We start from the raw sequence: 23,792 nt of genomic DNA, 5'->3' as shown, positions 1-23,792 counted from the left end.
ACTCTCATGACCTCAAACTCTCGAACCGCCCGGTGCGGATCCGCATGCCGGGTGGTGTGGGAGGGGCGCAGTCTACAATGACTGTCCCCTATCCCGATCGGTGCAGGCCCGGGCGCGGCTCCGCCCACCTTTTTCGTCAGGGGTTAGATGTTAGTTTTTGCTAACTTTTGGCAGCCGCTTCGATGGGTTTCGATAGAATATCGGGCTTTGATCAACCTGAATGAGCATATTGGCAAGGGTGGGCTTCACGATGCGGGATGCGCGGGTGCAATGCACAGCTGATCCACAGCTCACCCACAAGTTGTCCAGCGTTGTTGCGGCACCGACTGTGTATAACTTGTGTATAAAATCCTTGTTGCAGCGTGACAACTCGCCCGGTCGGGTGGATCCCGGCCTTCCTCAGGCGGGCTTTTTGCCTACAATGAAGCTCCAACTATCGCAGTTGCCAATGATTGTTGGTTCAGGGCGCGTCGCCACTCGACGCGCCCTTTTTTCTTGTGGGCGCCGTTTTAATTCAATCACTTGACGCTTTCCGTTGATGAAGCACATCAGAAATTTTTCCATCATCGCCCACATCGACCACGGCAAGTCGACGTTGGCCGACCGCTTGATCCAGCGCTGCGGGGGCTTGGCCGATCGCGAGATGGAAGCCCAGGTCCTGGACTCGATGGACATTGAAAAAGAGCGTGGGATAACCATCAAGGCGCAGACCGCTGCGCTGCAGTACAAGGCCCGTGATGGACAGGTCTACAACCTCAATCTGATCGACACGCCGGGCCATGTGGACTTCTCGTACGAAGTGAGCCGCTCACTGTCTGCATGCGAAGGTGCATTGCTGGTGGTGGATGCATCGCAGGGCGTGGAAGCGCAGACCGTGGCCAACTGCTACACCGCGCTGGACCTGGGGGTTGAAGTGCTGCCGGTGCTCAACAAGATGGACCTGCCGCAGGCCGACCCCGACAACGCCAAGGCCGAGATCGAGGACGTGATCGGCATCGATGCCACCGATGCGATTCCGTGCTCTGCCAAGACCGGCATGGGCATCGATGAGATCCTCGAACTGATCGTGGCCAAGGTGCCCGCGCCCCGCGGCAATCCCGACGCCCCGCTGCGCGCGATGATCATCGACAGCTGGTTTGATCCCTATGTGGGCGTGGTGATGCTGGTGCGTGTGGTGGACGGGCGCCTGCTCAAGGGCGAGCGCTTCAAGATGATGGCTTCGGGCGCCGCCTACTACGCCGACAACCTGGGCGTGTTCACTCCGGCCAACTCGCCGCGCGATGCGCTGAATGCGGGCGAGGTGGGCTACATCATTGCGGGCATCAAGGAGCTCAAGGCCGCCAAGGTGGGCGACACCATCACGCTCGAAAAGAAGCTCCCGAACAACCAGGGCCCCGCTGAACAGGCCTTGCCCGGCTTCAAGGAAATCCAGCCCCAGGTGTTCGCGGGCCTGTACCCGACGGAGGCCAGCGAATACGACCAGTTGCGCGACGCGCTGGAGAAGCTGCAGCTCAACGATGCCTCGCTGCATTTCGAGCCCGAGGTGTCGCAGGCGCTGGGCTTCGGTTTCCGCTGCGGCTTTCTGGGCCTGCTGCACATGGAGATCGTGCAGGAGCGCCTGGAGCGTGAGTTCGACCAGGACCTGATCACCACCGCGCCCAGCGTGGTGTACGAGGTGGTCAAGGGGGATGGCGAAGTCATCATGGTGGAGAACCCCTCCAAGATGCCCGAGCAGGGCAAGATCCAGGAGATCCGCGAACCCATCGTCACGGTGCATCTCTACATGCCCCAGGACTACGTGGGCCCCGTAATGACGCTCGCCAACCAAAAGCGTGGCGTGCAGATCAACATGGCCTACCACGGTCGGCAGGTGATGCTCACCTACGAGCTGCCGCTGGGTGAAATCGTGCTGGACTTCTTCGACAAGCTCAAATCCGTCTCGCGCGGCTATGCGTCGATGGACTATGAGTTCAAGGAGTACCGCGCGTCCGACGTGGTGAAGGTGGACATCCTGCTCAACGGCGAGAAGGTGGATGCGCTGTCCATCATCGTGCACCGCAGCCAGTCGGCCTATCGCGGGCGCGCCGTGGCGGCCAAGATGCGCGAGATCATCAGCCGCCAGATGTTCGACGTGGCCATCCAGGCGGCCATCGGTGCCAACATCATCGCGCGCGAAACCATCAAGGCCTTGCGCAAGAACGTGCTGGCCAAGTGCTACGGCGGCGACATCACCCGCAAGCGCAAGCTGCTGGAAAAGCAGAAGGCGGGCAAGAAGCGCATGAAACAGATTGGCTCGGTCGAGGTGCCGCAAGAGGCGTTTCTGGCCATTTTGCAGGTGGAAGACTGATGCAGTTCATGCAGATCCTGACCGCGATGGTCCTGGCGGCCTTCGCGGGCTACATCGGTGCCTGGTACACGGGCATGCTCGAAGGCAACTTCGCCCTGTTGCTGTTCCTGGCCACGGTCGTCACTGGGGCCTACTGGGTGGCCGAGCGGCTCTATTTCCTGCCGCGCCGCCGGCGTGCCGCGCAGGCCATCGAGGATGCCGCCGCCCAGCGCCGCGCTGAGCTGGACCGCATGGGCATCCGCCAGGTCGATGTGGATGCGGACGAGGCCAAGGGACGCATCCTCATGCAGCCCTGGTGGCTGGACTGGACGGCTGGCCTTTTTCCGGTAATCGCGGCCGTCTTCCTTCTGCGCTCGTTTCTGTTCGAGCCGTTCAAGATCCCGTCGGGCTCCATGATTCCCACGCTGCTGGTGGGCGACCTCATTCTGGTGAACAAGTTCACCTATGGCGTTCGGCTGCCCGTGATCCACACGAAGATCACCGAGGGCAGCAAGCCGCAGCGTGGCGATGTGCTGGTGTTCCGCTATCCGCCCCAGCCCAGCCTGGACTACATCAAGCGCGTGGTGGGCGTCCCAGGCGATGAAGTGGCCTACATCAACAAGCGCCTGACCATCAATGGCCAGGCCGTGCCGACCCAGGCGGCGCCGGATTTCTTCGAAGAAGATTCGATGCGCTATTTCAAGCAGTTCGAGGAGCAACTCGGGGGCCGTCCGCACCGGCTGCTGAACAACCCCGACGCGCCTGCGTTCGTGCAGGGGGCGACGAACTTTGCCTACCGCGAAAACTGCCGCTACAGTGTCGAAGGCGTCACCTGCAAGGTGCCTGAGGGCCACTACTTCATGATGGGCGACAACCGCGACAACTCCCTGGACTCGCGCTACTGGGGTTTTGTGCCCGAGGGCAACATCGTGGGCAAGGCCTTCTTCGTCTGGATGAATTTCAGCAATCTCAAGCGCATTGGTCCGTTTCACTGACACGGGCCGGTCATCGAATACAAGGAGAGGGTAGTTATGACCATGCATCGCACCGCCAGCCGCTCGCGTCAGCGGGGGCTGTCGTTCTTTGGCCTCGTGTTCTTAGGGGTGTTCGCAGTGGCCGCTTTTGCAATTGGCGGGCAGTCCGTTCCTATATTTCTCGAGAACGTTGCGATTAATCGGGCGGCGGAAAAGGCAAAGTTTGAGACAACCGTGCAGGGGGTGCAGGCAGCATTTGACCGTGCAGCCGCTATTGACGATATAAAGTCCATCCAAGGGAAGGACCTGGACGTTGTAAAGCGCGGAGGCAAGACCGTCGTGTCGTACAAATACTCGCGCGAGATCCCGCTGGCGGGCCCGGCCTTCCTGGTCTACCGGTTTGAAGGGCAGACGAAATAGGTGATTGCAGGTCTTAGTGCGCTGCAGGACCGTCTGCAGCATGTCTTTTCCGATCCCTCGTTGCTGCGGCGCGCCACCACGCACCGCAGTTTTTCTGCGGACCACAACGAGCGGCTGGAGTTTCTGGGCGACTCGGTGCTGAATCTCGCAGTGTCCAGCCTGCTGTACCAGCGGCTTGCGGCAATGCCCGAGGGGGATCTTTCCAGGGTGCGGGCCAACCTCGTCAAGCAGGACACGCTGCACCAGCTCGCGCTGCGGCTCAAGCTGCCCGAGGTGTTGCGCCTGGGCGAGGGCGAGTCGAAATCCGGCGGGCAGCAGCGCCCCTCCATCCTCGCGGATGCGCTGGAGGCTCTGATTGGCGCGGTCTATCTGGACGCGGGCTACGCGAGTGCGGAGGCGCTGGTGCACCGCCTCTTCCAGGGGGTGGAGATCAACCCGCAGATGCAGGCGGCGTCCAAAGACCCCAAAACCGCTTTGCAGGAGTGGCTTCAGGGCCGCAAAATGAAGCTGCCGCAGTACAAAGTGGTGGCCACTGTCGGGGCGGCCCACCGCCAGACCTTCGACGTCGAATGCGAAATCGCCGAGCTGGGCGTCACCGAGCGGGGCATCGGTGGATCGCGCCGCGCCGGCGAGCAGGCCGCAGCCGCAGCCATGCTGGCGACATTGAAAGCGAACAACAAATGATGAACGATGCTACTAAAGATGTAGCTGCCAGCGCAGATGCAGAAAGCGCTCCGGCCCAAAATGACCTTGAAGCCATGCTGGCAGCGGCGGGAACGCCTGCGGCCCAGCCGGGCCAGCGTTGCGGGGTGATCGCCATCGTGGGCAAACCCAACGTGGGCAAGTCCACGCTGCTCAACGCGCTGGTGGGGCAGAAGATCAGCATCACGTCGCGCAAGGCGCAGACCACGCGGCATCGCATCACCGGCATCCGCACGCGCGAGCAGACGCAGTTCATCTTTGTGGACACGCCGGGCTTTCAGACGCGGCACGCCACGGCGCTCAACAAGTCGCTCAACAAGACCGTGATGGGCGCCATCGGCGACGTGGACCTGATTCTTTTTGTGGTCGAGGCCGGCAACTTCACGCTGGCCGACGCCAAGGTGCTCTCGCTGTTCAAGCCCGGCATCCCCACGCTGCTGGTGGCCAACAAGCTCGACATGGTGCACCGCCGCGCCGAGATCGCCCCCTGGCTGCGCGACATGCAAGAGCGCCATCCGTTCGCCGAGTTCGTGCCCATGTCGGCCAAGAACAAGGGCGACATCGAGCGCCTGTTCGGCATCTGCGCCAAATACCTGCCCGAGCAGGGCTGGTGGTATGCCGAGGACGAGCTGACCGACCGCAGCGAGAAATTCCTCGCCAGCGAAACCGTGCGTGAGAAGCTGTTCCGCTTCACCGGCGATGAGCTGCCCTACACCTCCACCGTCGTCATCGACAAGTTCGACGAGGAAAAGAGCAAGCAGCACAAGCGCTTGGTCAAGATCGCAGCCACCATCGTGGTCGAGCGCGACAACCACAAGATGATGGTCATCGGCGACAAGGGCGAGCGCCTCAAGCGCATCGGCACCGAGGCGCGGCAGGAACTCGAAAAGCTCATGGACGCCAAGGTGTTCCTGGAGCTGTGGGTCAAGGTGCGGTCGGGCTGGGCAGATGACGAAGCCCGGGTTCGCTCCTTTGGCTACGAATGAGCATCGACTGCTGACAAAGCTCCATAGAGGCAACAGCCGTAGATCACGGCGGTTTGCTGCGGCCTCGACCTTCCATCCCCCTCACTGATCCGACCGCACCGTGGCTGCCGCCAAGCGCATTGCCGATGAGCCCGCGTATGTGCTGCACAGCTACGACTGGAGCGAGTCCAGCCTGATCCTGGAGGTCTTCTGCCGCCGTCAGGGGCGCGTGGCGCTGGTGGCCAAGGGTGCCAAGAAGCCCAGCTCCAACTTTCGCCCCGTGCTGCTGCCGCTGCAGCCCGTGGCGCTCACCTACACGCTGGCGGGCGACGGCGACGCCGACATCCACACCCTCAAGGGGGCGGAGTGGCTGGGCGGCCATGTGATGCCCACGGGCGATGCGCTGCTGTCGGGCCTGTACCTCAACGAGCTGCTGCTGCGCCTGCTGGCGCGCGCCGACCCGCATACCGCACTGTTCGAAGCCTATGCCGGCGTGGTGCGCGTGCTGGCGGGCGAACCCGGGGCCGCCACGGCGCCCGAGCTGCTGGAGCCGGTGCTGCGCAGCTTCGAGCTGCTGCTGCTGCGCGAGATCGGCCTGCTGCCCGGCCTGGACGTGCAGACCCTGACGCTCACGCCACTGGTGCCCGATCAGCGCTACACGCTGGTGCCCGAGGGCGGGCTGCGCGCGGCGTCGGCGGCCGACCGCGCCAGCCTGGCGGGCAGCCAGTGGCAGGCGCTGCAGCGAGCGCTCGACGACGCCGCCAGCTACACCGCCACCCTGCGCGCCTGCGCGCCCGTGGCGGCAGAGCTCAAGCCCCAGCTGCGCGCCGTGCTGCAATACCATTGCGGCAGCCCGGTGCTGCGCACCCGCCAGCTCATGATCGACCTGCAATCCCTATGACCTCCCACACCCCGCACCGCACGGCCCTCTCGGTCAACGTCAACAAGGTGGCCCTGCTGCGCAACACGCGCCACCTCGGCATTCCCAGCGTCACGCGCGCGGCCGAGCTGTGCCTGCAGGCTGGCGCCCAGGGCATCACCGTGCACCCCCGGCCGGACGAGCGCCACATCCGCAGCCACGACGTGCGCGAGCTGGCCGCGCTGATGAAAGCCTGGCCGGACCGCGAATACAACATCGAGGGCAACCCCTCGCAGAACCTGATGGACTTCATCCGCCAGGTTCGGCCGCACCAGGCCACCTTTGTGCCCGACAGCGAAGACCAGTTCACCAGCGACCACGGCTGGAGCTTTCCGCAAGACGCCGAACGCCTGGCGCCGCTGATTGCCGAATGCAAGGCCCTGGGCGTGCGCGTGAGCCTGTTCATGGACCCGCTGCCCGAGCAGATGGCCGCCGCCCGGGCGGTGGGCGCTGACCGTGTGGAGCTGTACACCGAGCCCTATGCCGCCGCCTGGGGCACGCCCCAGCAGGCCCACCAGATCGGGCGCTACGCCGCAGCGGCCCGGGCTGCGCTGGATGTGGGCCTGGGCGTGAACGCGGGGCACGACCTCAACCGCGACAACCTGGCCGCCTTTGTGCGCGAGGTGCCTGGCGTGCTCGAAGTCTCCATCGGCCACGCGCTGATCGGCGACGCGCTGGAGCTGGGCTACGCCGCCACGGTGCAGGCCTATCTCGCCTGCATCGAAAAAGGAAGCCAGTCGTCCGCTAACTCCTGAATTGATAGCTGTCAGCGCTTGATGGATAAGCGCTGAGGCCAAATTTGACGGGTATTTGAATGATCTACGGCATCGGCACCGACATCTGCGATGTGCGCCGCATCCAGGCCAGCCTGGGGCGGCATGGCGAGCGCTTTGCGCAGAAGGTGCTGGCCGAGGGCGAGCTGCGCACCTGGCACGAACGCAGCGCGCGCTGGCCCGACCGCGGCCTGCGCTATCTGGCCACGCGCTTCTCGGCCAAGGAGGCGTTCAGCAAGGCCATCGGCCTGGGCATGCGCATGCCCATGACCTGGCGCGACTGCGAAGTGGCCAAGCTCGCCAGCGGCCAGCCCGTGATCGTGCTGCACGGCGCGCTCAAGGAATGGTTCGAGGCGCGGGGCCTCAGGGCCCACCTGAGCGTGACCGACGAGTCCGACTACGCCGCCAGCTTCTGCGTGGTGGAAAAATTTGAATAAAAAACGGCTCCAGCGCTTTATGGATTAGCGCTGATAGCTATATTGTTAATAGCAAACATCTTCCCAGCACCATGACCGAACACGCTCCCCTGATCCTGGATGTCGCAGGCACCACCCTCAGCGCCGACGACCGCCGCCGCCTCGCGCACCCGCTGACCGGCGGCGTCATCCTGTTCGCGCGCAACTGGCAGGACCGCGCCCAGCTGTTGCAGCTCACCAGCAGCATCAAGGCCGTGCGGGACGACCTGCTCATCTGCGTGGACCACGAGGGCGGCCGCGTGCAGCGCTTTCGCACCGATGGCTTCACCCACCTGCCGCCCATGAGCGCATTCGGCGAGCTGTGGATGCAGGGCGACGGCAAGGCCGGCCCGGGCACCGGCGCCCTGCGCGCCACCAGCGCGGCGACGGCTGCAGGCTATGTGCTGGGCAGCGAGCTGCGCGCCTGTGGCGTGGACTTCAGCTTCACGCCCGTGCTGGACCTGGACTTTGGCGAGAGCGGTGTGATTGGCGACCGCGCCTTCCACCGCGACCCGCGCGTGGTGGCCCTGCTGGCCAAAAGCCTGATGCACGGCCTGCTGCAGTCGGGCATGGCCAACTGCGGCAAGCATTTTCCGGGGCACGGCTTCGTGCAGGCCGACTCGCACACCGAAGTGCCTGTGGACAAACGCAGCCTCAAGGCCATTCTGGCGGACGACGCCGCGCCGTACCCCTGGCTCAGCAACACGCTCACCAGCGTCATGCCCGCGCACGTGATCTACCCCAAGGTGGACAGCCGCCCGGCGGGTTTCTCCCGACGCTGGCTGCAGGACATCCTGCGCCGCCAGATGCGCTTTGACGGCGCCATCTTCAGCGACGACCTGAGCATGGAAGGCGCCCGCCGACTGGACGGCCAGGTGGTGAGCTACACCGATGCCGCCGTGGCGGCGCTGGACGCCGGTTGCGACCTGGTGCTGCTGTGCAACCAGAGCGTGGGCGACGGCCGACCGGTGGACGAGCTCATCGAAGGCCTGGAAAAGGCGCAGAAGCAGGGCCGCTGGCAGCCCAGCGTGGACAGCGAGTCGCGCCGCCTGGCCCTGCTGCCCGAAACCCTGCCCCAGCCCTGGGACGAGCTGATGCTGCAGCCAGCCTACATGCAGGCGCTGGACCTGCTGCCCTGAGAAGGTGTGAACGAATCCCTCATGCCCGCTCGTACCGCAAAAACGCACGCCCTCGGCGTTGCAAATGCTCGCCATAGCCCGAGCTATGGCTGCGCTTTGCGCCTTGATGGCGCACGTTTGTGCGGCCCGCTCGGGCACGCCGGATTCATTCACACCTTCTGAGCGGGCGAGGGTCTCAGGGAACTGGCGAAACCGCCGGCACCGGTGCAGGTGCCACCGAGGGCGAAGGTGCAGGCGACGTTGCGGGCGACGTTGCCATCGAAGGCGCGAGGGCCGGGGCGGCAGCCGCCACCGTGCTGGCGGTCGCGTCTTCGGCCCCAGGCGCGGGTGCAGGCGCGGGTACAAGTGCAGGCAGCGGTGGCGGCATGCCGTGGAATCGCCGCACCACCCGCTGGAACACCAGCGAGTTCGGTATCTGCAGCCACGCCCCGGCGGGTGCGCCATCGTGGTCTTCGAGTGTGGTGTAGAGCAGGTTGATGTCCACCACCCGGCCCCGGGCGCCAGGCTTGTCGGCGGTGTCCAGCACCTCGATGTATTCGCCGATGCGGTAGGGCCGCACGGTGAAGATCAGCATGGCGCAAAACAGGTTGGAGAGCACGCTCCACGCCGCAAAGAACGCGACGGCCCCCACGGTGGCAAAGCCGGTGAAGGCCGTCCACAGCACCGTGGCCGACACCCCCAGGCGTTCCAGCACCAGCAGCATGGCGCTCGCCACGATCACCCAGCGGATCAACCCCGTCATGGGCATCACCAGCGCATCGGGCACCTGGTAGTGGGCGCTGGCGCGGCGCACCAGGCGGCGCAGCACGCGCTGCAGCAGCCAGGCGGCCAGCAGGATCAACAGGATCTGCAGGCCGGGGACGATGACTTCGAGCCAGTCCTGCACCCAGTCGGGCAGGCGTGTCTTGAGAACTTGCATGCGGGAATAGGCCTTCTGTGTGGCCGCCTGCGCGCTGCGCTGCGTGGAGTCCAGGGAGAAGGAGGAAGAAGTGAACCAGTTCAACTGCGCAATTGCTCCACGGTATCCATTTGCATTTCAAAGCTGAAAAAGCGGTTGCGGCCCTGGGCCTTGGCCGCATACAGCGCCTGGTCGGCCCGCATGATCATGCTTTCGGAGTTGGTGCTGTCGTCGGGCACGCAGGTGGTGATGCCGCCCGACAGGGTGAGCGTGGCGCCCAGCGGCGAGCCCGGGTGGGGCAGGGCGCGCACCTTCAGCACCTGCCCCAGCGCGCGCGCAAATGTCATGGCGCCCGAGCGCGGCGTGTTGGGCAGGATCAGCGCGAACTCCTCGCCGCCGTAGCGCGAGGCCACCTCGCGCGGGCGCACGCACACCTCGCGCAGCAGCCGGCCCACCTCCTTCAGGCAGGTATCGCCCTGCACGTGGCCGCTGGCGTCGTTGAACAGCTTGAAGTGGTCCAGGTCGCACAGCATCAGCGTCAGCGGCGTGCCGTCGCGCCGCGCGGCCAGGATCTCGCTGTGCAGGAGGCGGTCAAACCCCCGCCGGTTGACGAGGCCGGTGAGCGCGTCCAGCTCCACCATGTCGTTGAGCTGCTGGTTGGCGCGGTGCAGCTCGGCAGACATGGCCACCAGGCGGCGGCGCATGTCCAAAAGCCGCCGCATGGCGCGCAGCTTGGCCATCAGCACGATGGGCTTGACGGGCTTGACCAGATAGTCATCGCCGCCCACCTCGATGCCGCGCCACACGTCCAGTTCGTTGTCCAGGCCCGACAGGAAGATGATGGGCGTCCAGTCGCCCGCTTCGCCCTCGCGCATCTGCTGCGCCACCCAATAGCCATCATGGCCGGGCAGGCGGATGTCCAGCAGCACCAGGTCGGGCCGGTGGGCCTTGAACAGCTGCAGCGCAGCCGCGCCTTCAGGCGCCTCGAAAATATCGGTCACGCCGGCCTGCCGCAGTTCGGCCACCAGCGCGGCGCGCACCGAGGGCTGGTCTTCCACCACCAGCACCGAAAACTGGTTGCCCGAGATAAACGGGTCGCTCTGTGGATAGGGGGTGGGGCTGGGGTTCGCGGGGGGGAACGGCACGGTGGGTCTCCTCGGGGGCTTCGCGGGGCGCACGGTGCGGCGCCCTCGGGCCATGCAGCCGCTGAAGCGGCGGGCGGGCTTCAGCCCTCCCGGCGCAACGCGGGGAACAGGATCACGTCGCGGATGCTGGGGCTGTCGGTCAGCAGCATCATGAGCCGGTCGATACCGATGCCGCAACCTCCTGTGGGGGGCATGCCGTATTCCAGCGCGCGCACGAAGTCGTGGTCGTAGAACATGGCCTCGTCGTCCCCGCTGTCCTTGGCGGCCACCTGGGCGTGGAAGCGGGCGGCCTGGTCTTCGGCATCGTTCAATTCGCTGAAACCGTTGCCGAACTCGCGGCCGGTGATGTACAGCTCGAAGCGCTCGGTCACTTCAGGCCGCGCGTCGTTGGCGCGGGCCAGGGGCGAGATCTCGGTCGGGTGCTCCATGATGAAGGTGGGCTGCCACAGCTTGTCTTCCACCGTCTCTTCAAAGTACAGCACCTGCAGGCTGGCCAGCGACCGGGTGGAGAGCCGGTCTTTCTCTTCGCTCATGCCCAGCTTCTTCAAGGCGCTGGTGAGCCAGGCGGCATCGTCCACATGGGCACCCGCCTCGGTGTACTGGAAGATGGCTTCGCGGATCGTCAGGCGGGCAAACGGCTGGCTCAGGTCCACCTCGCGGCCACCGTAGCTCAGCTGCAGCGAGCCCGTGGCCTTCAGGGCCACTTCGCGAATCAGCGTTTCGGTGAAGTCCATCAGATCCAGGTAGTTCCAGTACGCCGCGTAGAACTCCATCATGGTGAACTCGGGGTTGTGGCGCACCGAGATGCCCTCGTTGCGGTAGCTGCGGTTGATCTCGAACACGCGCTCGAAGCCACCCACGATCAGCCGCTTCAGGTACAGCTCGGGCGCGATGCGCAGGTACATCTCCTGCTCCAGCGCGTTGTGGTGCGTGACAAACGGCTTGGCATTGGCGCCGCCCGGGATGGGGTGCAGCATGGGCGTTTCGACTTCGAGAAAGCCGTGGCTCACCATGAACTCGCGCAGGCCGCTCACGGCCTTGCTGCGCGCCATGAAGCGCTTGCGCGCCTGCTCGTCGGTGATCAGGTCCACATAGCGCTGGCGGTACTTCTGCTCCTGGTCGGCCATGCCGTGGAACTTGTCGGGCAGGGGGCGCAGGCTCTTGGTGAGCAGGCGAAGGCTGCTCACTTTGACCGACAGCTCGCCCGTCTTGGTCTTCATCAGCGTGCCTTCGGCGCCCACGATGTCGCCCAGGTCCCAGTGCTTGAAGGCGGCGTACAGCTCTTCGCCCACCGCGTCGCGCGTCACATACAGCTGGATGCGGCCGCCCACCTCGCCCAGCGAGCCATCCTGCACCGTGGCAAAGCTGGCCTTGCCCATCACGCGCTTGAGCATCATGCGGCCGGCCAGGGACACGGTGACGGGACTGGCTTCGAGCGCTTCATTGGTGGCGCCGCCATGGTCCGCATGCAGCTGGGCCGCCCGGTGGGCGGGCTTGAAGTTGTTGGGGAAGGCAACGCTTCCGCCGCTGGCTTGCACGTCGCGCAGGGCACGAAGTTTTTCGCGGCGCTCGGCGATAAGCTGGTTGTCGTCCTGGGGCGCGGGCGTGGTTGCGGTGTTCTGTTCAGACATGGGCCGGGGTGCGGTAGGGTAATGGATGGGCTGCCGAGATGGGGCAGGCGCTGCAGCCAAAAAAACAAGGGCCGGTAGCGTGCGCCAAATGGGGACGAAGCGGCGCCCGTTTCAGCCAAACCCGTGATTTTAGGGCTTCTCCCCCGGCGCGGGGCTGCGCAGCACGGCAGCGGCGGTGCGGGCGATGATGCGCAGGTCCAGCCACAGCGAATGGCTGCGCGCGTATTCGCAGGCGTAGCGCAGCTTGGCGGGCAGGATTTCGTGCACATAGGTGTGCTCGGGGTCGCTGCTTTGGGCCAGCAGGGTGCTTTCGTCGCGAAACGCCAGCGAGGCCAGGTCGGTGATGCCCGGGCGCACGCTGAACACCTGCTGCGCCACGTCCGGCGGGTACAGCGCCACATAGCGCGGCACCTCGGGCCGGGGGCCCACCACGCTCATGTCGCCCCACAGCACATTGGCAAACTGGGGCAGCTCGTCGAGCTTGGTGCGGCGCAAGAAGTGGCCTGCGCGGGTGATGCGCGCATCCGCCCCCACGGTGATGGCGGGCCCGGCCTGGTCGGCCCCCACACGCATGGTGCGGAACTTGGCGATGCGAAAGTGCCGCCCGCCGCGCCCCACCCGGGTCTGCCGGTACAGCACCGGCCCGGGCGAATCCAGCCGCACCCACAGCGCCAGCGCCAACAGCAGCGGCGCCAGCGCCAGCAGTGCGCTGGCGGCAAACAGAATGTCGAACAGCCGCTTGGTCATGGGTGCTGCATGCGTTCGGCGTCAGCCGCCCAGCAGTGCGTGCAGGGCCGCGATCACGCGGTCCTGGTCGGCGTCGCTCATGGCGGTGAACAGGGGCAGGCTGACCATGGCCTGGTAGGCCGCGTCGGCATGGGGGAACTGTTCGGGCGTGAGGCCATAGCGGTCGCGCCAGTAGGGGTGGCGGTGCAGGGGCACGTAGTGCACGCTGGTGCCGATGCCCCGGTCCGCCAGGCCCTGGATCAGGTCGTCGCGGCCGATGCGCGCGCCGGGCGCGAGCCGCACCACGTACAGGTGCCAGGCGTGCTGGTCGCCAGCGGGCGCAGTGGCCGGCAACACCAGCGGCAACGGGGCGAGTGCCGCGTGGTAGCGGCGGGCCAGAACTTCGCGCCGCTGCACGAACTGCGGCAGCCGCGCGAGCTGCTCCACGCCCAGGGCGGCGGCCACATCGGTCATGTTGTATTTGAAGCCGGGCGCGACCACCTCGTAGTACCACGCCGGGGTCTTGGAGGTGAACCGGTCGAACGCATCGCGGTTCATGCCGTGCAGGCGCATCACGCGCATGCGCTGGGCCAGAGCGTCGTCGCGGGTCACGGCCATGCCGCCTTCGCCGGTGGTGATGGTCTTGTTGGCGTAGAAGCTGAACACCGTCACGTCAGACGGCAATTGCCCCACCAGGGTGCCGCGCCAGGTGGTGGGCAGCGCGTGGGCCGCGTCTTCCACCACCTTCAAGCCGTGCTCGCGCGCGATGGCCAGGATCGCATCCATGTCGCACGCCAGGCCGCCGTAGTGCACCGGCACGATGGCCTTGGTGCGGGGCGTGATGGCGGCGCGCACGCGGGCCGGGTCCATGTTCAGCGTGACCGGGTCCACGTCCACCAGCACCGCGTCGGCGCCCAGGTAGCGCGCCACCTCCACCGTGGCGGTGAAAGTGAGCGTGGGTGCGATGACCTCGTCGCCGGGCCCGATGCCCAGCGCCTCCAGCGCCAGGTGCAGGCCGGCCGTGGCCGAGTTCACGGCCAAGCTGTGCAGGCCGCCGCCCAGGTAATCGGTGAAGGCGGCCTCGAACTTTTGGGCCACGGGGCCGGTGGTCACCCAGCCCGAGCGCAGGGCTTCGGTGACGGCGGCAATTTCGGCGTCGCCGATGTCGGGGCGGGCGAAGGGCAGGAAGGGAAGAGAAGCGGGTGCCGGTGCAGTCATGGGTGCTGTGGCGCGATGGGCTCGCGGCCGATGGGGTGGTAGTCGATGCCTGCCTGCCGCAGGGTGGCAGGGTCGAACAGGTTGCGTCCGTCGAACACCACGGGGTGCTTGAGCGTGGCCGCCAGATGCGCGAAGTCGGGGCTGCGGAATTCCTTCCATTCGGTGACGATGACCAGCGCATCGGCACCCTCCAGCGCGGCGGCGGCGTGCGGTGCGTAGTGCAGATGGGCGCGGGCCCCCAGGGCGGCTTGCGCCTGTGCCATGGCCTCGGGGTCATACGCCACCACTTCGGCGCCGCGCGCCAGCAGCTGCTCGATCACCGTCAGGCTGGGCGCTTCGCGCATGTCGTCGGTGCCGGGCTTGAAGGCCAGGCCCCACAGCGCAAAGCGGCGGCCCTGCAGCTGGGGGCCGAAGCGGGCCACGATCTTGTCGACCAGCACGCGCTTTTGCCGCTCGTTCACCGCCTGCACGGCCTGCAGAATCTGCAGCGGCTGGCCCGCAGCGTCGCCCGCGCGGATCAGCGCCCGCACGTCCTTGGGAAAGCACGAGCCGCCGTAGCCCGTGCCCGCATACAGAAAGTGCGTGCCGATGCGCGGGTCCGAGCCGATGCCGATGCGCACGTTTTCAATGTCGGCCCCCAGCTTCTCGGCCAGCAGCGCCAGCTCGTTCATGAAGCTGATGCGCGTGGCCAGCATGGCGTTGGCGGCGTATTTGGTGAACTCGGCGCTGCGCACGTCCATCTCGACCAGGCGCTCGCGGTTGCGCATGAAGGGGGCGTAGAGCGTGCGCATCAAGGCCGTGGCGCGCTCGTCGTCGCTGCCCACCACCACGCGGTCGGGGCGCATGAAGTCCTGTACGGCCGAGCCTTCCTTCAGGAACTCGGGGTTGGACACCACCGAAAAATCGGGGGGCAGTCCGCGCGCTGCGAGTGCTCGCTCCAGCACACCGCGCACCTGCTCGGCCGTGCCCACGGGCACGGTGCTCTTGTTCACGATGAGCTTGTAGCCGCCCATGTGCTCGCCCACGGCCTGGGCGGCGGCCAGCACGTGCTGCAGGTCGGCTGAGCCGTCTTCCTGCGGCGGCGTGCCCACGGCGATGAAGACGACGTTGCCATGGGCCACGGCCGCTGCCACGTCGGTGGTGAAGGACAGGCGCGCGCCCTGGGCGTTGCGCCGCACTAGGTCGGCCAGGCCCGGCTCGTGAATGGGGATGCCGCCCTGCTGCAGCGTGGCGATGCGGGCGGCGTCGCGGTCGAGGCAGACCACGTGGTTGCCCATTTCTGCCAGGCAGGCGCCGGTGACCAGCCCGACATAGCCCGTGCCGATGACGGTGATTTTCATGATGAAGAAGGCTGCGAAAAAGGTTTGACCGCCCAGCTGAGCCGGTGGGTGCGCGCGATGGGCACGATGACCGGCAGCAGCGCGGCGGTGGGGCCCAGCAGCGCCGCAGGCAGGCGGCGCGCCAGCGGCGGAGCCAGCGTGAGGCGGCGTGAGGTGATCTGCGCTTGTGGAAACAGCCGCTGCACTTCGCGCAGCGGCACACCCTGCACGTCCGGGTTGCGCGGGTTGTTCACGGTGAAGTCGTACACCAGCACGCCACCGCCGGGCGCCACCCACTGCCACATCTGCTGCGCGAGGCTCGCGCGGAAGGCCGCATCGAGCACCGAGCTGAACAGGGTGAAGGCCAGCACGGCCTGCTGGCTGCCGGGTGCGATGGCGGCCTGCAGCGCGTCGCCTGCGGTGATGCGCACGGCGGCGGGCAGGCGCTCGCGGGCCTGCGCGGCGCGCTCGGGCAGCAGCTCCAGGCCGTGCAGCCGGGCGGGGTCGGCCCCCAGCCGGACCAGGTCGTGCAGATTGCCGCCGCTGCCGCAGCCCACCTCGGTGATCGCCACGCCCGCCAGGCTGTGCCAGCCATGGGCCTGCCACAGGCGGCGCAGGGTGCGCAGGCGCTCTTGCTGCGCCTGCAGGGCCGAGGCGCTGGCATACAGGCTGTAGCGCTGTGCGTCCTGCGCGGCATCGCGCCGGGCATAACGCGCGGCCACGGCCTGGGGCTCGGGGGTGGGCGGGAGGGCTGGGCTCATCGTGTCATGCGCGCAAACTGCGTCGACGGGGCCTGGCCGCGCAGCACGTCCCACAGGCCGCGCCAGGTGCCCAGGCCATAGGCCAGGTGGTAGGCGGCAATCACCACCGGCAGCGAGGGCAGGGCGGCAAGGTGGCCGCTGGCGAGCGCTGCCTGCACGCTGACGGCGCCCAGGTAGGTGCCATAGGCGCCCAGCAGGGCGGCCAGCGGCAGGGCCGCCCAGGGTGCGAGCAGCAGGCTGCCCAGCAGTGCGGCCACGAACACCGCAGGCACCAGCTGCCGCACCGAGCCCGGCTGGCCGTGCTTGCGCATCACAAACGGGCGCCAGTAGCCGTATTGCCGCTGCTGGGCAAACAGGTGCCGCAGCGAGCTGCGCGGGCGGTAGTGCGAGCGGATGCGGTGGCTCTGCCAGATGCGCGCGCCGCCCAGGCGCAGGCGCAGGTTGTGTTCGTCGTCCTGGTTGCGCACCAGGGCCTCGTCAAATCCGCCAAAGCGCTCCAGCGTGGCGCGGGGCCAGCAGCCCAGGTAGACCGTGTCCACCGTCCCTTCGTACCCGGTGTCGCGCGAGCGGGCGCCGCCCACCACCCAGCGGCTCTGGAACGCGGCGGCAATGGCCTGGCCCACGGTGCCCACGCCCTCGGCCACCCAGGGGCCGCCCACGTTGTCGGCGCCGGTGCGGTCCAGCGCCGCCAGGCACTGGGCCAGGTAGTCGGGCGCAAAGCGGGTGTGCACATCCAGCCGCGCAATCACGCTGCCGCGCGCCTCGCGCAGGCAGGCGTTGAGCCCGGTGGAGACGATGCGGCCCGGGTTGTCCACCCAGCGCAGGCGCGGGTCGGCCGCGCAGCGCTGCTGCAGGCGCTCGCGCGTGCCGTCGTCGCTGCAGCCGTCGGCCACCAGCACTTCCATGTGCCAGCCAGCGGGCAGCTGCTGAGCGAGCGCGCTGTCGCAGAACGCGTCGATGTGCGCCGCCTCGTTGCGGCAGGGCGCGATGACGCTCAGGCAGCGAGGGTCAGGCGGATGGATGAACATGGGTGATTGCTATTATTTGTGTAGCTGTCGGCGCTTCATGGATAAGCGCTAGCGGCTGATTTTGCTTGAAGTTTTGCTGGCGCTGGCGGCCCGGGCCTGCAGCAGCTCTCGGTACAGAGCGTCCATGCGGTCCATCTGCTGGCGGCGGTCGCCCTCGCGCTGGATCAGCGCGGCGTTGCGCTGGCCGGTGGCCTCGGCGGCAGCGCCATCGTGCGCGAGGTGGGCCAGGGCGCGGGCCAGGGCGGCGCTGTCCTGCGCGGGCACCAGGCCATCGGGCTGCAGCCACTGGGCGTTGGCCTGCAGCTGCGTGGCCACCACGGCCAGGCCGCAGGCCATGCTCTCCAGCACCGAGACCGAGGTGGCGTCCTGCGTGGGCACCGACACCGACACCTTGCAGCGCGCCAGCACGCGGGCCATGCCTGCATCGTCCAGGCGGCCATGAAAGCTCACCACCGCTTGCAGGCCGCGCGCTGCCACCTGCGCGCGCAACGGTGCCTCCATCGAGCCGCCGCCCAGCAGGTGCAGGTGCAGCGGCAGGCTCGGGTGCTGCTCGCGCAGCCGGGCCACGGCGTCGATGAGGGTGGGGATGTTGTAGATGGGCTCCCACGAGCGCAGGCTCACGATCTCGAAGCCGGGCTTGTCCTGCCACGGCACCGGCGCAAAGCGCGCCAGCTCCACGCCCCAGTGGATGCAGTGCACGGGCGCTGCGGGCTGGTAGCTGCGCGCCGCATCCACCAGGCTTTCAGAATCGCCGGTGATGAGATCGGCGCGGCGCAAGGTCCAGGCCGTGAGCCAGCGCATCCACGGGGCGGTGTGGGGCGTCACCAGCAGGTCGCTGCCCCAGGCGGTCATCACCAGCGGGCGCCGCCCCGCGCGGGCACCCAGGTAGCCGTAGGACGTGGTGTAGTGCGCGTGCACGATGTCGGGCGCCAGGGCCGCAATGGCGCGGCGGGCCTCGCCCGCGCGCAGCAGCCACTGGGCCGAGCGGCGCACCGGGCGCAGCACCTGCTGGTGCACGCCGTCGATGGGCGCGGGCCGCGCGGTGATGAGCGACACGCGCCAGCCGCGCGCCAGCATCTCGCGCGCCCAGCGCTGGATGTGCGGGCTGGTGGCGTCGCCCAGCAGGCAGAGGTGCGGGTTGTGCGGCGTCACGGCGTTTCTGTGGGCGTGGATGGGGCAGGGGGCAGTTCATCCGCCCAGGCTGCGTAGTGCGCTGCCATTTCAGGGTGCTGCGCCAGCAGGGCGGCGTCGCGCGTGCGCACGTCGCCCACCACACGCGCCGGTTGCCCGGCCACGATGGCGAAGTCCGGCACCGCGCCGCGCACCTGGGCATAGGCGCACACCACGGCGCCCTTGCCGATGCGGCTGCCCGCTTCGATCAGGCTGTGCGGGCCGATGAAGGCATAGGCGCCGATGTGCACCGGCGCCTGCAGGTAGCCGGGCCGCTGCGCTGCAGGCCCGGCGTGCGTAGCGTAGCTGCGGCCCATCAGCCGCACGGCGCGGTGCGAGCTGTGGGTGACCACGCTCACGAAGTTGGTGATCTGCGCGCCCTCGTCGATGGTGAGGCCCCCGGCGGCGTCCAGAAAGTTGAAATGGCCGATGAACACATGGTCGGCCAGCGTGAGGCCGTCTTCGCCCTCGATGCAGGTGCTGGGCGCAATGCGTGTGTGCGGCAGCGGCAGGCCTTGGGCTGTGCTTTCGCCAAACACCATGCGGTAGAACAGCGCCTGCCACACGCGGCGGCGCCAGCGGTTAAGCCAGGCTCTCATGCGGAATGTCCTTCCATGTGGCGAGTGCGCGGAAATACCAGGCGAAGTAGGCCAGCATGCTGATCGAAACGCCCCAGCCCGCGCCTTCCAGCCCCCCATAGGCCAGCCCGCCCAGCAGCCCGGCGAAGAACGCCACCTGCCCCACCAGCGCCAGCCGCAGCGCCCAGGCCTGTGCGCGCCAGGCCATCGTCACCACGGCGAGCGGCGAGGCGATGAAGTGCAGCGCAATGTACAGCGCCAGGGCGCGCGCCAGCGGCCCCGTGGGCGCCCATTGTTCCCCAAAGGCCCAGGCAAACAACTGCGGGCCGCCCAGCCCCAGCACGGCCGCCAGCGGCGCCGCGATGGCGGCCAGCAGCAGCATGGTTCTGCGCACCAGGGCGCGCGCCTGCACTGCCGTGCGGGTCTGCAGCAGGTGGGGGTAGAGGGACTGCGACAGTGCACCCCCGATCAGCGTCGCTGGGGCTTTGAGGTAGCGCATGGCCAGGGCCCAGTAGCCGGCGGCGGCGTCGCCGGTCCACGCGGCCAGCAGCACCAGGGTCAGCGTGTCTTGCAGCGCACCCAGGAAGGCGTGGGGCGTGTTGAGCCACGGAAAATCGCGGTGGCGCTGCGCCATGGCCTTCAGGCGCGCTGCGGGCTGCCGCCACAGCCCCGCCCAGCCGCCGGTGGGTGCCGGGCGCGCCAGCACGCACGCCGCCAGCAGGCCACCCGCCGTGGCGCCCAGCACCAAGCCCGCGGGGCCTGCCGACAGGGCGCCCAGCCCCAGCTGCAGCCCCGCGCCCCCGCCGTGTTGCACCAGGCGCGCGGCGGCCAGCAGGCCGAAGTGGCGCGACCGTGTGGCCCACATCGTGAGCCATTGCACGGCCCCGCCCGCCAGCACGGCGGCGGGCAGGGCCCAGGCCAGGGGCAGGCCACGCGCCAGGTGCAGGCCCAGCCCCACGGCGGCCGATGCGGCCGTCACGGCCAGCAGGATGCGCGCGCACAGCGCCATCAGCTCTGCTGCGCGGGGCTCTTCGGATTCCAGCGGCAGTGCAAACTCATAGCGCGCGCAGCCGACGACCGCGATGTTGGTGGCGATGGCCCAGAGCAGTGCGAACTGCCCGAACGCCTCGGGCGCGTACAGGCGGGTGAGGGCCGGGCCCAGCAGCAGCGGTATGGCATGGGCCGCCGCGCTGCCCGTCAGCAGGGTCAGCGTGGCCCGCAGCATGCCGGGCTTCATGGCTCGCTGTGGGGCTCGGGGTGGTAGCCCGGCACCAGTTGATGCAGCAGCGCGGTGATGGCGCTGCGGTCGCCCCGGTCCACGGCTTCTTTCAGCGCGGCCAGCTGCTGTTGCAGCACGGCCCAGGGCAGGTATTCCTCGCGCGCGCGCAGGATGCGCGGGTGGGCCGTGGGCAGGGGGTTGTCGCCGATGAGCAGTTCTTCGTACAGCTTCTCGCCGGGCCGCAGGCCGGTGAACACGATCTCGATGTCGCCCTCGGGGTGGTCGTCGTCCTGCACCGTGAGGCCCGAGAGGGCCACCATGCGCCGCGCCAGGTCCACGATCTGCAGCGGCTCGCCCATGTCCAGCAAAAACACGTCCCCGCCCTCGGCCATCGCGCCGGCCTGCAGCACCAGCTGGGCGGCCTCGGGAATGGTCATGAAATAGCGGGTGACTTCGGGGTGCGTGACGGTGACGGGCCCGCCCGCGGCGATCTGCTTGTGGAACAGCGGGATCACGCTGCCGCTGGAGCCCAGCACGTTGCCAAAGCGCACCATGGACAGGCGCGTGCGGCCCGGGTGTGGCAAGGGGGGGCTTGCCGCACCGCTGCTTTCAAACGTTGGTGGGGCGCTGGCGGCCATCGCCTGCAGCACCATCTCGGCCACGCGCTTGCTGGCGCCCATGATGTTGGTGGGCCGCACCGCCTTGTCGGTGGAGATCAGCACGAAGTGCCGGGCGCCGGACTCGATCGCCGCCTGCACCATCTGCAGGGTGCCGAACACATTGTTCAGCACGCCTTCGCCGGCGTTGGCCTCCACCATGGGCACGTGCTTGTAGGCCGCTGCGTGGTAGATCGAGGCCGGGCGGTACGCGCGGCAGATCTCGAGCATGCGCGTGGCATGCGTCACGCTGGCGAGCAGGGGCACCAGCTCGCAGGCGTGCTCGCCCTGAAGTGCCAGGGCCTGCAGTTCGTGGTGGATGGTGTAGAGCGCGTATTCGCTGTGGTCCACCAGCAGCAGCCGGGTGGGGCCTTCGCGCACGATCTGGCGGCACAGCTCGCTGCCGATGCTGCCGCCGGCGCCCGTCACCAGCACCACGGTGCCGGCCAGGTTGCGGCCCAGCAGCCCGGGGTCGGGGGCGACGGGTGCGCGTCCCAGCAGGTCCTCGATCTCCAGGTCCTGGAAGTCGGTGAAGGTGACGCGCCCGCTGGCCAGGTCCGACAGGCCGGGCAGGGTGCGGATGCGCACGGGAAGGTCGCGCAGGCTTTCGATGATCTCGCGCCGCCGCTCGCGCGTGGCGCTGGGCAGGGCGAGCAGCACGTCGGTGACGGCCAGGCGCCGCACCACGTCGGGCAGCGCCCGCGCCGCATACACCCGCACGCCGTTGATGCTGCGGCCGATCTTGGTGGCGTCGTCGTCGACAAAGCCCTTGAGCTGGTACTGCCGCATGCTGCCCAGGCCGGCCGCCGTCTGCGCGCCCGCGCTGCCCGCGCCATAGATCATCAGGCGATACGCCGCATTGCGGCTGCGCCCGGCCAGCACCAGCCAGCCCAAAGCGCGGCTGGCGCCCACCAGCAGCATGAACAGCAGCGGCTGCAGAATGCCCACGCTGCGGGGCACACCCTCCCACTGCGCCGCCAGCACGCACACGGCCAGCAGCGCGCCATAGATCGCCACGGCCCGGCCGGTGGTGATGAGGGCCGTGAGCCCGTTGTAGCGAAAGATGGCGCGGTACAGCCCCAGCTTGGCGAACACGGGGAACGCGAGCGCGGGCGCCAGCAGGTAGACCACCCACTGCTTGCCCTGCGGCCAGTGCGGGGTTTCGAGCCGCAGCGTGAAGGCCAGCCACATGGCAGCCACGCCCATGAACACATCCAGCACCACCACCACGAGGCGCTTGGCCGCGCGGGACCAACCCAGGATGCGGCTCAGCATGGGCGTGCGCGTGGCGAAGGGGCGGTGGGCGTTGCGGGGCAGGGGCAGCAGGTCATGGAGAAGGCGCAATCCCCGTGCGCTCCAGCACGTCGCCCACCAGTTCCAGCCGCACCAGCGGGTTGTCCAGCTCCATCAGCCGCTGCTTGAGTGCCAGCGGCACCGGCAGCAGCTCGCACCACCGGTTGGCCACCCAGCCGCAGTCGTCCAGCTGCGCGGGTGTGGGGGCGGCCGCCAGGGCGGCATCCGGGTCGCGCTGGCGCAGCGTGTGCAGCACCTGGGCGAGGGCCGTGGCGGCGTTGCGCAGGTCTGCCGGAACCGGCACGGGCAGATCGTCGTCCAGATGGCCGACGTCGGCAATCCACAGGCCGTGGGGCAGGTGGCTGCGCTGGGTGATGCGAAAGCGCTGGCTGCCACGGCATTGCAGCGTGATCAGCCCGGGCTGCGGCGTGTCGAGCTGCTCGATGATGGCGAGCGTGCCCACATCGCTGAATTGCTCGTCCGGCGCGCCGGCCTGGCGCACCTCGCTGCCCTGCGTGAGCGACACCACGCCAAACGGCGCGCCCGCCTGCTGGCATTTGCGCACCATGTCGAGATAGCGCACCTCGAACACGCGCAGCGCCAGCACGCCGCCAGGAAACAGCACGGAACCGAGCGGAAACAGGGGCAGGGACGTCAGGGTGAGGGGTTGGGTCATGGAATCGGAAACGCCTTGGCCCGCTATCATCCCATGATGCTGCCCGCTTTCGCGGCGCGCCCTTGCTTTTGTCCTGCCCATGCTCTATCAGATCGCCTCATTCCTGCTCGACGTCGTCGGGGGCCTGCTCACCGGCGCCTGCCTGCTTCGGCTGTACATGCAGTGGCAGCGCATTTCGTTTTCCAACCCCGTGGGCGGGCTGATCTTTGCGTTGACCGACTGGATCGTGATGCCCCTGCGCCGGGTGATCCGCCCCGTGGGCCGCTGGGACATGTCCAGCCTGGTGGCAGCGGTCTTGCTGCAGCTGGCGCAGTATTTTTTGCTCACGCTGCTGCTGGGTGCGGCATCGGCCTGGGCCTGGCTGCCCTGGCTGGCCCTCTTCGGCCTGGCGCGCGTGGCGGTGTCGGGGCTCATGGGCCTGCTGATCGTCTACGCCGTGCTGTCGTGGGTGCAGGCCCGCTCGCCGCTGGCCGACGTGATCACCCGCCTGTGCGAGCCCATCCTGCGGCCGTTTCGCCGCATCATCCCGCTCCTGGGCGGCATCGACCTGTCGCCCCTGGTGGTGCTGGTGCTGCTGCAGGTGGCGATGATCGTGCTGGGGCACCTGCAGGGCGGGGTGATGCGGTAACCCGTTGATCCGCCTGAACCGCCGGCGGCACCTTGGTGCCTGCGCCGGAGGCTGAGCCAGCGAATTTTTCTGCAAAATATCGCTTCAGCGCTTATCTGGTAAGCGTTGATAGCTATCAAAAAAGAAGCGGCGCCATCGCGGGCGCCGTTCCAGACCACCGCTCTCGCGGAGGG

23 protein-coding genes are annotated in these 23,792 nt (G+C 68.0%); 10 read left to right on the top strand and 13 right to left on the bottom strand.

Annotated features, from left to right (window positions below; all coding sequences use genetic code 11):
* Nucleotides 1-538: 538 nt before the first annotated feature.
* The 9 genes from lepA to nagZ all read left to right on the top strand — a co-directional run bounded on the left by lepA (nt 539) and on the right by nagZ (nt 8,673).
* Nucleotides 539-2,347 (top strand): translation elongation factor 4, encoded by a 1,809-nt coding sequence (lepA, locus tag ACOQFS_RS14375; protein WP_421563504.1) that lies wholly within the window; start codon nt 539-541, stop codon nt 2,345-2,347.
* Nucleotides 2,347-3,321 carry a signal peptidase I gene (lepB, locus tag ACOQFS_RS14370; RefSeq protein ID WP_421563503.1) on the top strand — a complete coding sequence of 325 codons (975 nt, stop codon included), beginning with the start codon at nt 2,347-2,349 and terminating at the stop codon, nt 3,319-3,321. The genes lepA and lepB overlap by 1 nt, the downstream gene beginning before the upstream one ends.
* 36 nt (nt 3,322-3,357) lie before the next feature.
* Entirely contained in the window at nt 3,358-3,720 is a 363-nt protein-coding gene (locus ACOQFS_RS14365; protein ID WP_421563502.1) for a DUF4845 domain-containing protein, read from the top strand.
* Nucleotides 3,721-4,404 carry a ribonuclease III gene (rnc, locus tag ACOQFS_RS14360; protein WP_421563501.1) on the top strand — a complete coding sequence of 228 codons (684 nt, stop codon included), beginning with the start codon at nt 3,721-3,723 and terminating at the stop codon, nt 4,402-4,404.
* Nucleotides 4,404-5,408, top strand: a complete 1,005-nt coding sequence (era, locus tag ACOQFS_RS14355; RefSeq protein WP_421563500.1) for a GTPase Era — start codon at nt 4,404-4,406, stop codon at nt 5,406-5,408. The genes rnc and era overlap by 1 nt, the downstream gene beginning before the upstream one ends.
* Before the next feature lie 100 nt (nt 5,409-5,508).
* Nucleotides 5,509-6,288, top strand: coding sequence for a DNA repair protein RecO (gene recO / locus ACOQFS_RS14350; protein ID WP_421563499.1), 780 nt, complete (start codon nt 5,509-5,511; stop codon nt 6,286-6,288).
* Nucleotides 6,285-7,061, top strand: coding sequence for a pyridoxine 5'-phosphate synthase (locus ACOQFS_RS14345; RefSeq protein WP_421563498.1), 777 nt, complete (start codon nt 6,285-6,287; stop codon nt 7,059-7,061). Before recO ends, ACOQFS_RS14345 begins: the two co-directional genes overlap by 4 nt.
* 59 nt (nt 7,062-7,120) lie before the next feature.
* Nucleotides 7,121-7,516: a holo-ACP synthase gene (gene acpS, locus ACOQFS_RS14340; RefSeq protein WP_421563497.1), complete on the top strand. Its 396-nt coding sequence runs from the start codon at nt 7,121-7,123 to the stop codon at nt 7,514-7,516.
* Nucleotides 7,517-7,587: 71 nt separating this feature from the next.
* Nucleotides 7,588-8,673: a beta-N-acetylhexosaminidase gene (gene nagZ / locus ACOQFS_RS14335; RefSeq protein WP_421563496.1), complete on the top strand. Its 1,086-nt coding sequence runs from the start codon at nt 7,588-7,590 to the stop codon at nt 8,671-8,673.
* Nucleotides 8,674-8,848: 175 nt separating this feature from the next.
* Here the strand turns inward: nagZ and ACOQFS_RS14330 are convergent, their stop codons facing one another.
* From ACOQFS_RS14330 to ACOQFS_RS14270, 13 genes are all read right to left on the bottom strand, one after another.
* Nucleotides 8,849-9,592, bottom strand: coding sequence for a mechanosensitive ion channel domain-containing protein (locus ACOQFS_RS14330; protein WP_421563507.1), 744 nt, complete (start codon nt 9,590-9,592; stop codon nt 8,849-8,851).
* A gap of 80 nt (nt 9,593-9,672) precedes the next feature.
* The gene (locus ACOQFS_RS14325) at nt 9,673-10,716 is read right to left on the bottom strand and encodes a GGDEF domain-containing response regulator (RefSeq protein WP_421563495.1); all 1,044 of its coding nucleotides are present in this window, start codon (nt 10,714-10,716) and stop codon (nt 9,673-9,675) included.
* An 80-nt stretch (nt 10,717-10,796) separates the two neighbouring features.
* Nucleotides 10,797-12,347, bottom strand: a complete 1,551-nt coding sequence (gene lysS / locus ACOQFS_RS14320) for a lysine--tRNA ligase (RefSeq protein WP_421563494.1) — start codon at nt 12,345-12,347, stop codon at nt 10,797-10,799.
* A gap of 129 nt (nt 12,348-12,476) precedes the next feature.
* Nucleotides 12,477-13,094 carry a sugar transferase gene (locus ACOQFS_RS14315; RefSeq protein ID WP_421563493.1) on the bottom strand — a complete coding sequence of 206 codons (618 nt, stop codon included), beginning with the start codon at nt 13,092-13,094 and terminating at the stop codon, nt 12,477-12,479.
* Between the two features lie 21 nt (nt 13,095-13,115).
* On the bottom strand, nt 13,116-14,291 hold the full coding sequence (locus tag ACOQFS_RS14310; RefSeq protein ID WP_421563492.1) for a DegT/DnrJ/EryC1/StrS family aminotransferase: 1,176 nt from the start codon (nt 14,289-14,291) through the stop codon (nt 13,116-13,118).
* Entirely contained in the window at nt 14,288-15,631 is a 1,344-nt protein-coding gene (locus ACOQFS_RS14305) for a UDP-glucose dehydrogenase family protein (protein WP_421563491.1), read from the bottom strand. The genes ACOQFS_RS14310 and ACOQFS_RS14305 overlap by 4 nt, the downstream gene beginning before the upstream one ends.
* Nucleotides 15,628-16,371 (bottom strand): class I SAM-dependent methyltransferase, encoded by a 744-nt coding sequence (locus tag ACOQFS_RS14300; protein ID WP_421563490.1) that lies wholly within the window; start codon nt 16,369-16,371, stop codon nt 15,628-15,630. Before ACOQFS_RS14300 ends, ACOQFS_RS14305 begins: the two co-directional genes overlap by 4 nt.
* Nucleotides 16,368-17,399, bottom strand: coding sequence for a glycosyltransferase family 2 protein (locus ACOQFS_RS14295; RefSeq protein ID WP_421563489.1), 1,032 nt, complete (start codon nt 17,397-17,399; stop codon nt 16,368-16,370). Before ACOQFS_RS14295 ends, ACOQFS_RS14300 begins: the two co-directional genes overlap by 4 nt.
* A gap of 48 nt (nt 17,400-17,447) precedes the next feature.
* A complete protein-coding gene (locus ACOQFS_RS14290; protein WP_421563488.1) occupies nt 17,448-18,551 on the bottom strand; it encodes a glycosyltransferase in 1,104 nt (367 codons plus the stop codon).
* Entirely contained in the window at nt 18,548-19,168 is a 621-nt protein-coding gene (locus tag ACOQFS_RS14285) for an acyltransferase (protein WP_421563487.1), read from the bottom strand. The genes ACOQFS_RS14290 and ACOQFS_RS14285 overlap by 4 nt, the downstream gene beginning before the upstream one ends.
* Complete coding sequence (locus ACOQFS_RS14280) at nt 19,152-20,384, bottom strand: lipopolysaccharide biosynthesis protein (RefSeq protein WP_421563486.1); 1,233 nt, start codon at nt 20,382-20,384, stop codon at nt 19,152-19,154. Before ACOQFS_RS14280 ends, ACOQFS_RS14285 begins: the two co-directional genes overlap by 17 nt.
* The gene (locus tag ACOQFS_RS14275; RefSeq protein ID WP_421563506.1) at nt 20,381-22,297 is read right to left on the bottom strand and encodes a polysaccharide biosynthesis protein; all 1,917 of its coding nucleotides are present in this window, start codon (nt 22,295-22,297) and stop codon (nt 20,381-20,383) included. The genes ACOQFS_RS14280 and ACOQFS_RS14275 overlap by 4 nt, the downstream gene beginning before the upstream one ends.
* 52 nt (nt 22,298-22,349) lie before the next feature.
* Nucleotides 22,350-22,991, bottom strand: a complete 642-nt coding sequence (locus ACOQFS_RS14270) for an LON peptidase substrate-binding domain-containing protein (protein ID WP_421563485.1) — start codon at nt 22,989-22,991, stop codon at nt 22,350-22,352.
* 79 nt (nt 22,992-23,070) lie between these two features.
* On the opposite strand from ACOQFS_RS14270, the gene ACOQFS_RS14265 reads away from it, so the two are divergent.
* The gene (locus tag ACOQFS_RS14265) at nt 23,071-23,619 is read left to right on the top strand and encodes a YggT family protein (protein WP_421563484.1); all 549 of its coding nucleotides are present in this window, start codon (nt 23,071-23,073) and stop codon (nt 23,617-23,619) included.
* Nucleotides 23,620-23,792 lie beyond the last annotated feature (173 nt).

Origin of the sequence: Paracidovorax sp. MALMAid1276 (assembly GCF_049198005.1) — a bacterium.
Lineage (GTDB): Bacteria > Pseudomonadota > Gammaproteobacteria > Burkholderiales > Burkholderiaceae_C > Acidovorax.
The sequence above is the reverse complement of the archived record's forward strand: the minus strand, read 5'-3'. Positions and strand labels throughout refer to the sequence as shown.

Excerpts from the sequence above, each read along its gene's own strand:
- nagZ (WP_421563496.1), top strand. The coding sequence starts at position 7,588 with ATGACCGAACACGCTCCCCTGATCCTGGATGTCGCAGGCACCACCCTC.
- ACOQFS_RS14310 (WP_421563492.1), bottom strand. The coding sequence starts at position 14,291 with ATGACTGCACCGGCACCCGCTTCTCTTCCCTTCCTGCCCTTCGCCCGC.
- ACOQFS_RS14295 (WP_421563489.1), bottom strand. The coding sequence starts at position 17,399 with ATGTTCATCCATCCGCCTGACCCTCGCTGCCTGAGCGTCATCGCGCCC.
- ACOQFS_RS14300 (WP_421563490.1), bottom strand. The coding sequence starts at position 16,371 with ATGAGCCCAGCCCTCCCGCCCACCCCCGAGCCCCAGGCCGTGGCCGCG.
- lepA (WP_421563504.1), top strand. The coding sequence starts at position 539 with ATGAAGCACATCAGAAATTTTTCCATCATCGCCCACATCGACCACGGC.
- ACOQFS_RS14265 (WP_421563484.1), top strand. The coding sequence starts at position 23,071 with ATGCTCTATCAGATCGCCTCATTCCTGCTCGACGTCGTCGGGGGCCTG.
- ACOQFS_RS14365 (WP_421563502.1), top strand. The coding sequence starts at position 3,358 with ATGACCATGCATCGCACCGCCAGCCGCTCGCGTCAGCGGGGGCTGTCG.
- ACOQFS_RS14285 (WP_421563487.1), bottom strand. The coding sequence starts at position 19,168 with ATGAGAGCCTGGCTTAACCGCTGGCGCCGCCGCGTGTGGCAGGCGCTG.
- ACOQFS_RS14345 (WP_421563498.1), top strand. The coding sequence starts at position 6,285 with ATGACCTCCCACACCCCGCACCGCACGGCCCTCTCGGTCAACGTCAAC.
- ACOQFS_RS14275 (WP_421563506.1), bottom strand. The coding sequence starts at position 22,297 with ATGCTGAGCCGCATCCTGGGTTGGTCCCGCGCGGCCAAGCGCCTCGTG.
- acpS (WP_421563497.1), top strand. The coding sequence starts at position 7,121 with ATGATCTACGGCATCGGCACCGACATCTGCGATGTGCGCCGCATCCAG.
- lepB (WP_421563503.1), top strand. The coding sequence starts at position 2,347 with ATGCAGTTCATGCAGATCCTGACCGCGATGGTCCTGGCGGCCTTCGCG.
- ACOQFS_RS14305 (WP_421563491.1), bottom strand. The coding sequence starts at position 15,631 with ATGAAAATCACCGTCATCGGCACGGGCTATGTCGGGCTGGTCACCGGC.
- ACOQFS_RS14330 (WP_421563507.1), bottom strand. The coding sequence starts at position 9,592 with ATGCAAGTTCTCAAGACACGCCTGCCCGACTGGGTGCAGGACTGGCTC.
- era (WP_421563500.1), top strand. The coding sequence starts at position 4,404 with ATGAACGATGCTACTAAAGATGTAGCTGCCAGCGCAGATGCAGAAAGC.
- ACOQFS_RS14270 (WP_421563485.1), bottom strand. The coding sequence starts at position 22,991 with ATGACCCAACCCCTCACCCTGACGTCCCTGCCCCTGTTTCCGCTCGGT.
- ACOQFS_RS14315 (WP_421563493.1), bottom strand. The coding sequence starts at position 13,094 with ATGACCAAGCGGCTGTTCGACATTCTGTTTGCCGCCAGCGCACTGCTG.
- ACOQFS_RS14280 (WP_421563486.1), bottom strand. The coding sequence starts at position 20,384 with ATGAAGCCCGGCATGCTGCGGGCCACGCTGACCCTGCTGACGGGCAGC.
- lysS (WP_421563494.1), bottom strand. The coding sequence starts at position 12,347 with ATGTCTGAACAGAACACCGCAACCACGCCCGCGCCCCAGGACGACAAC.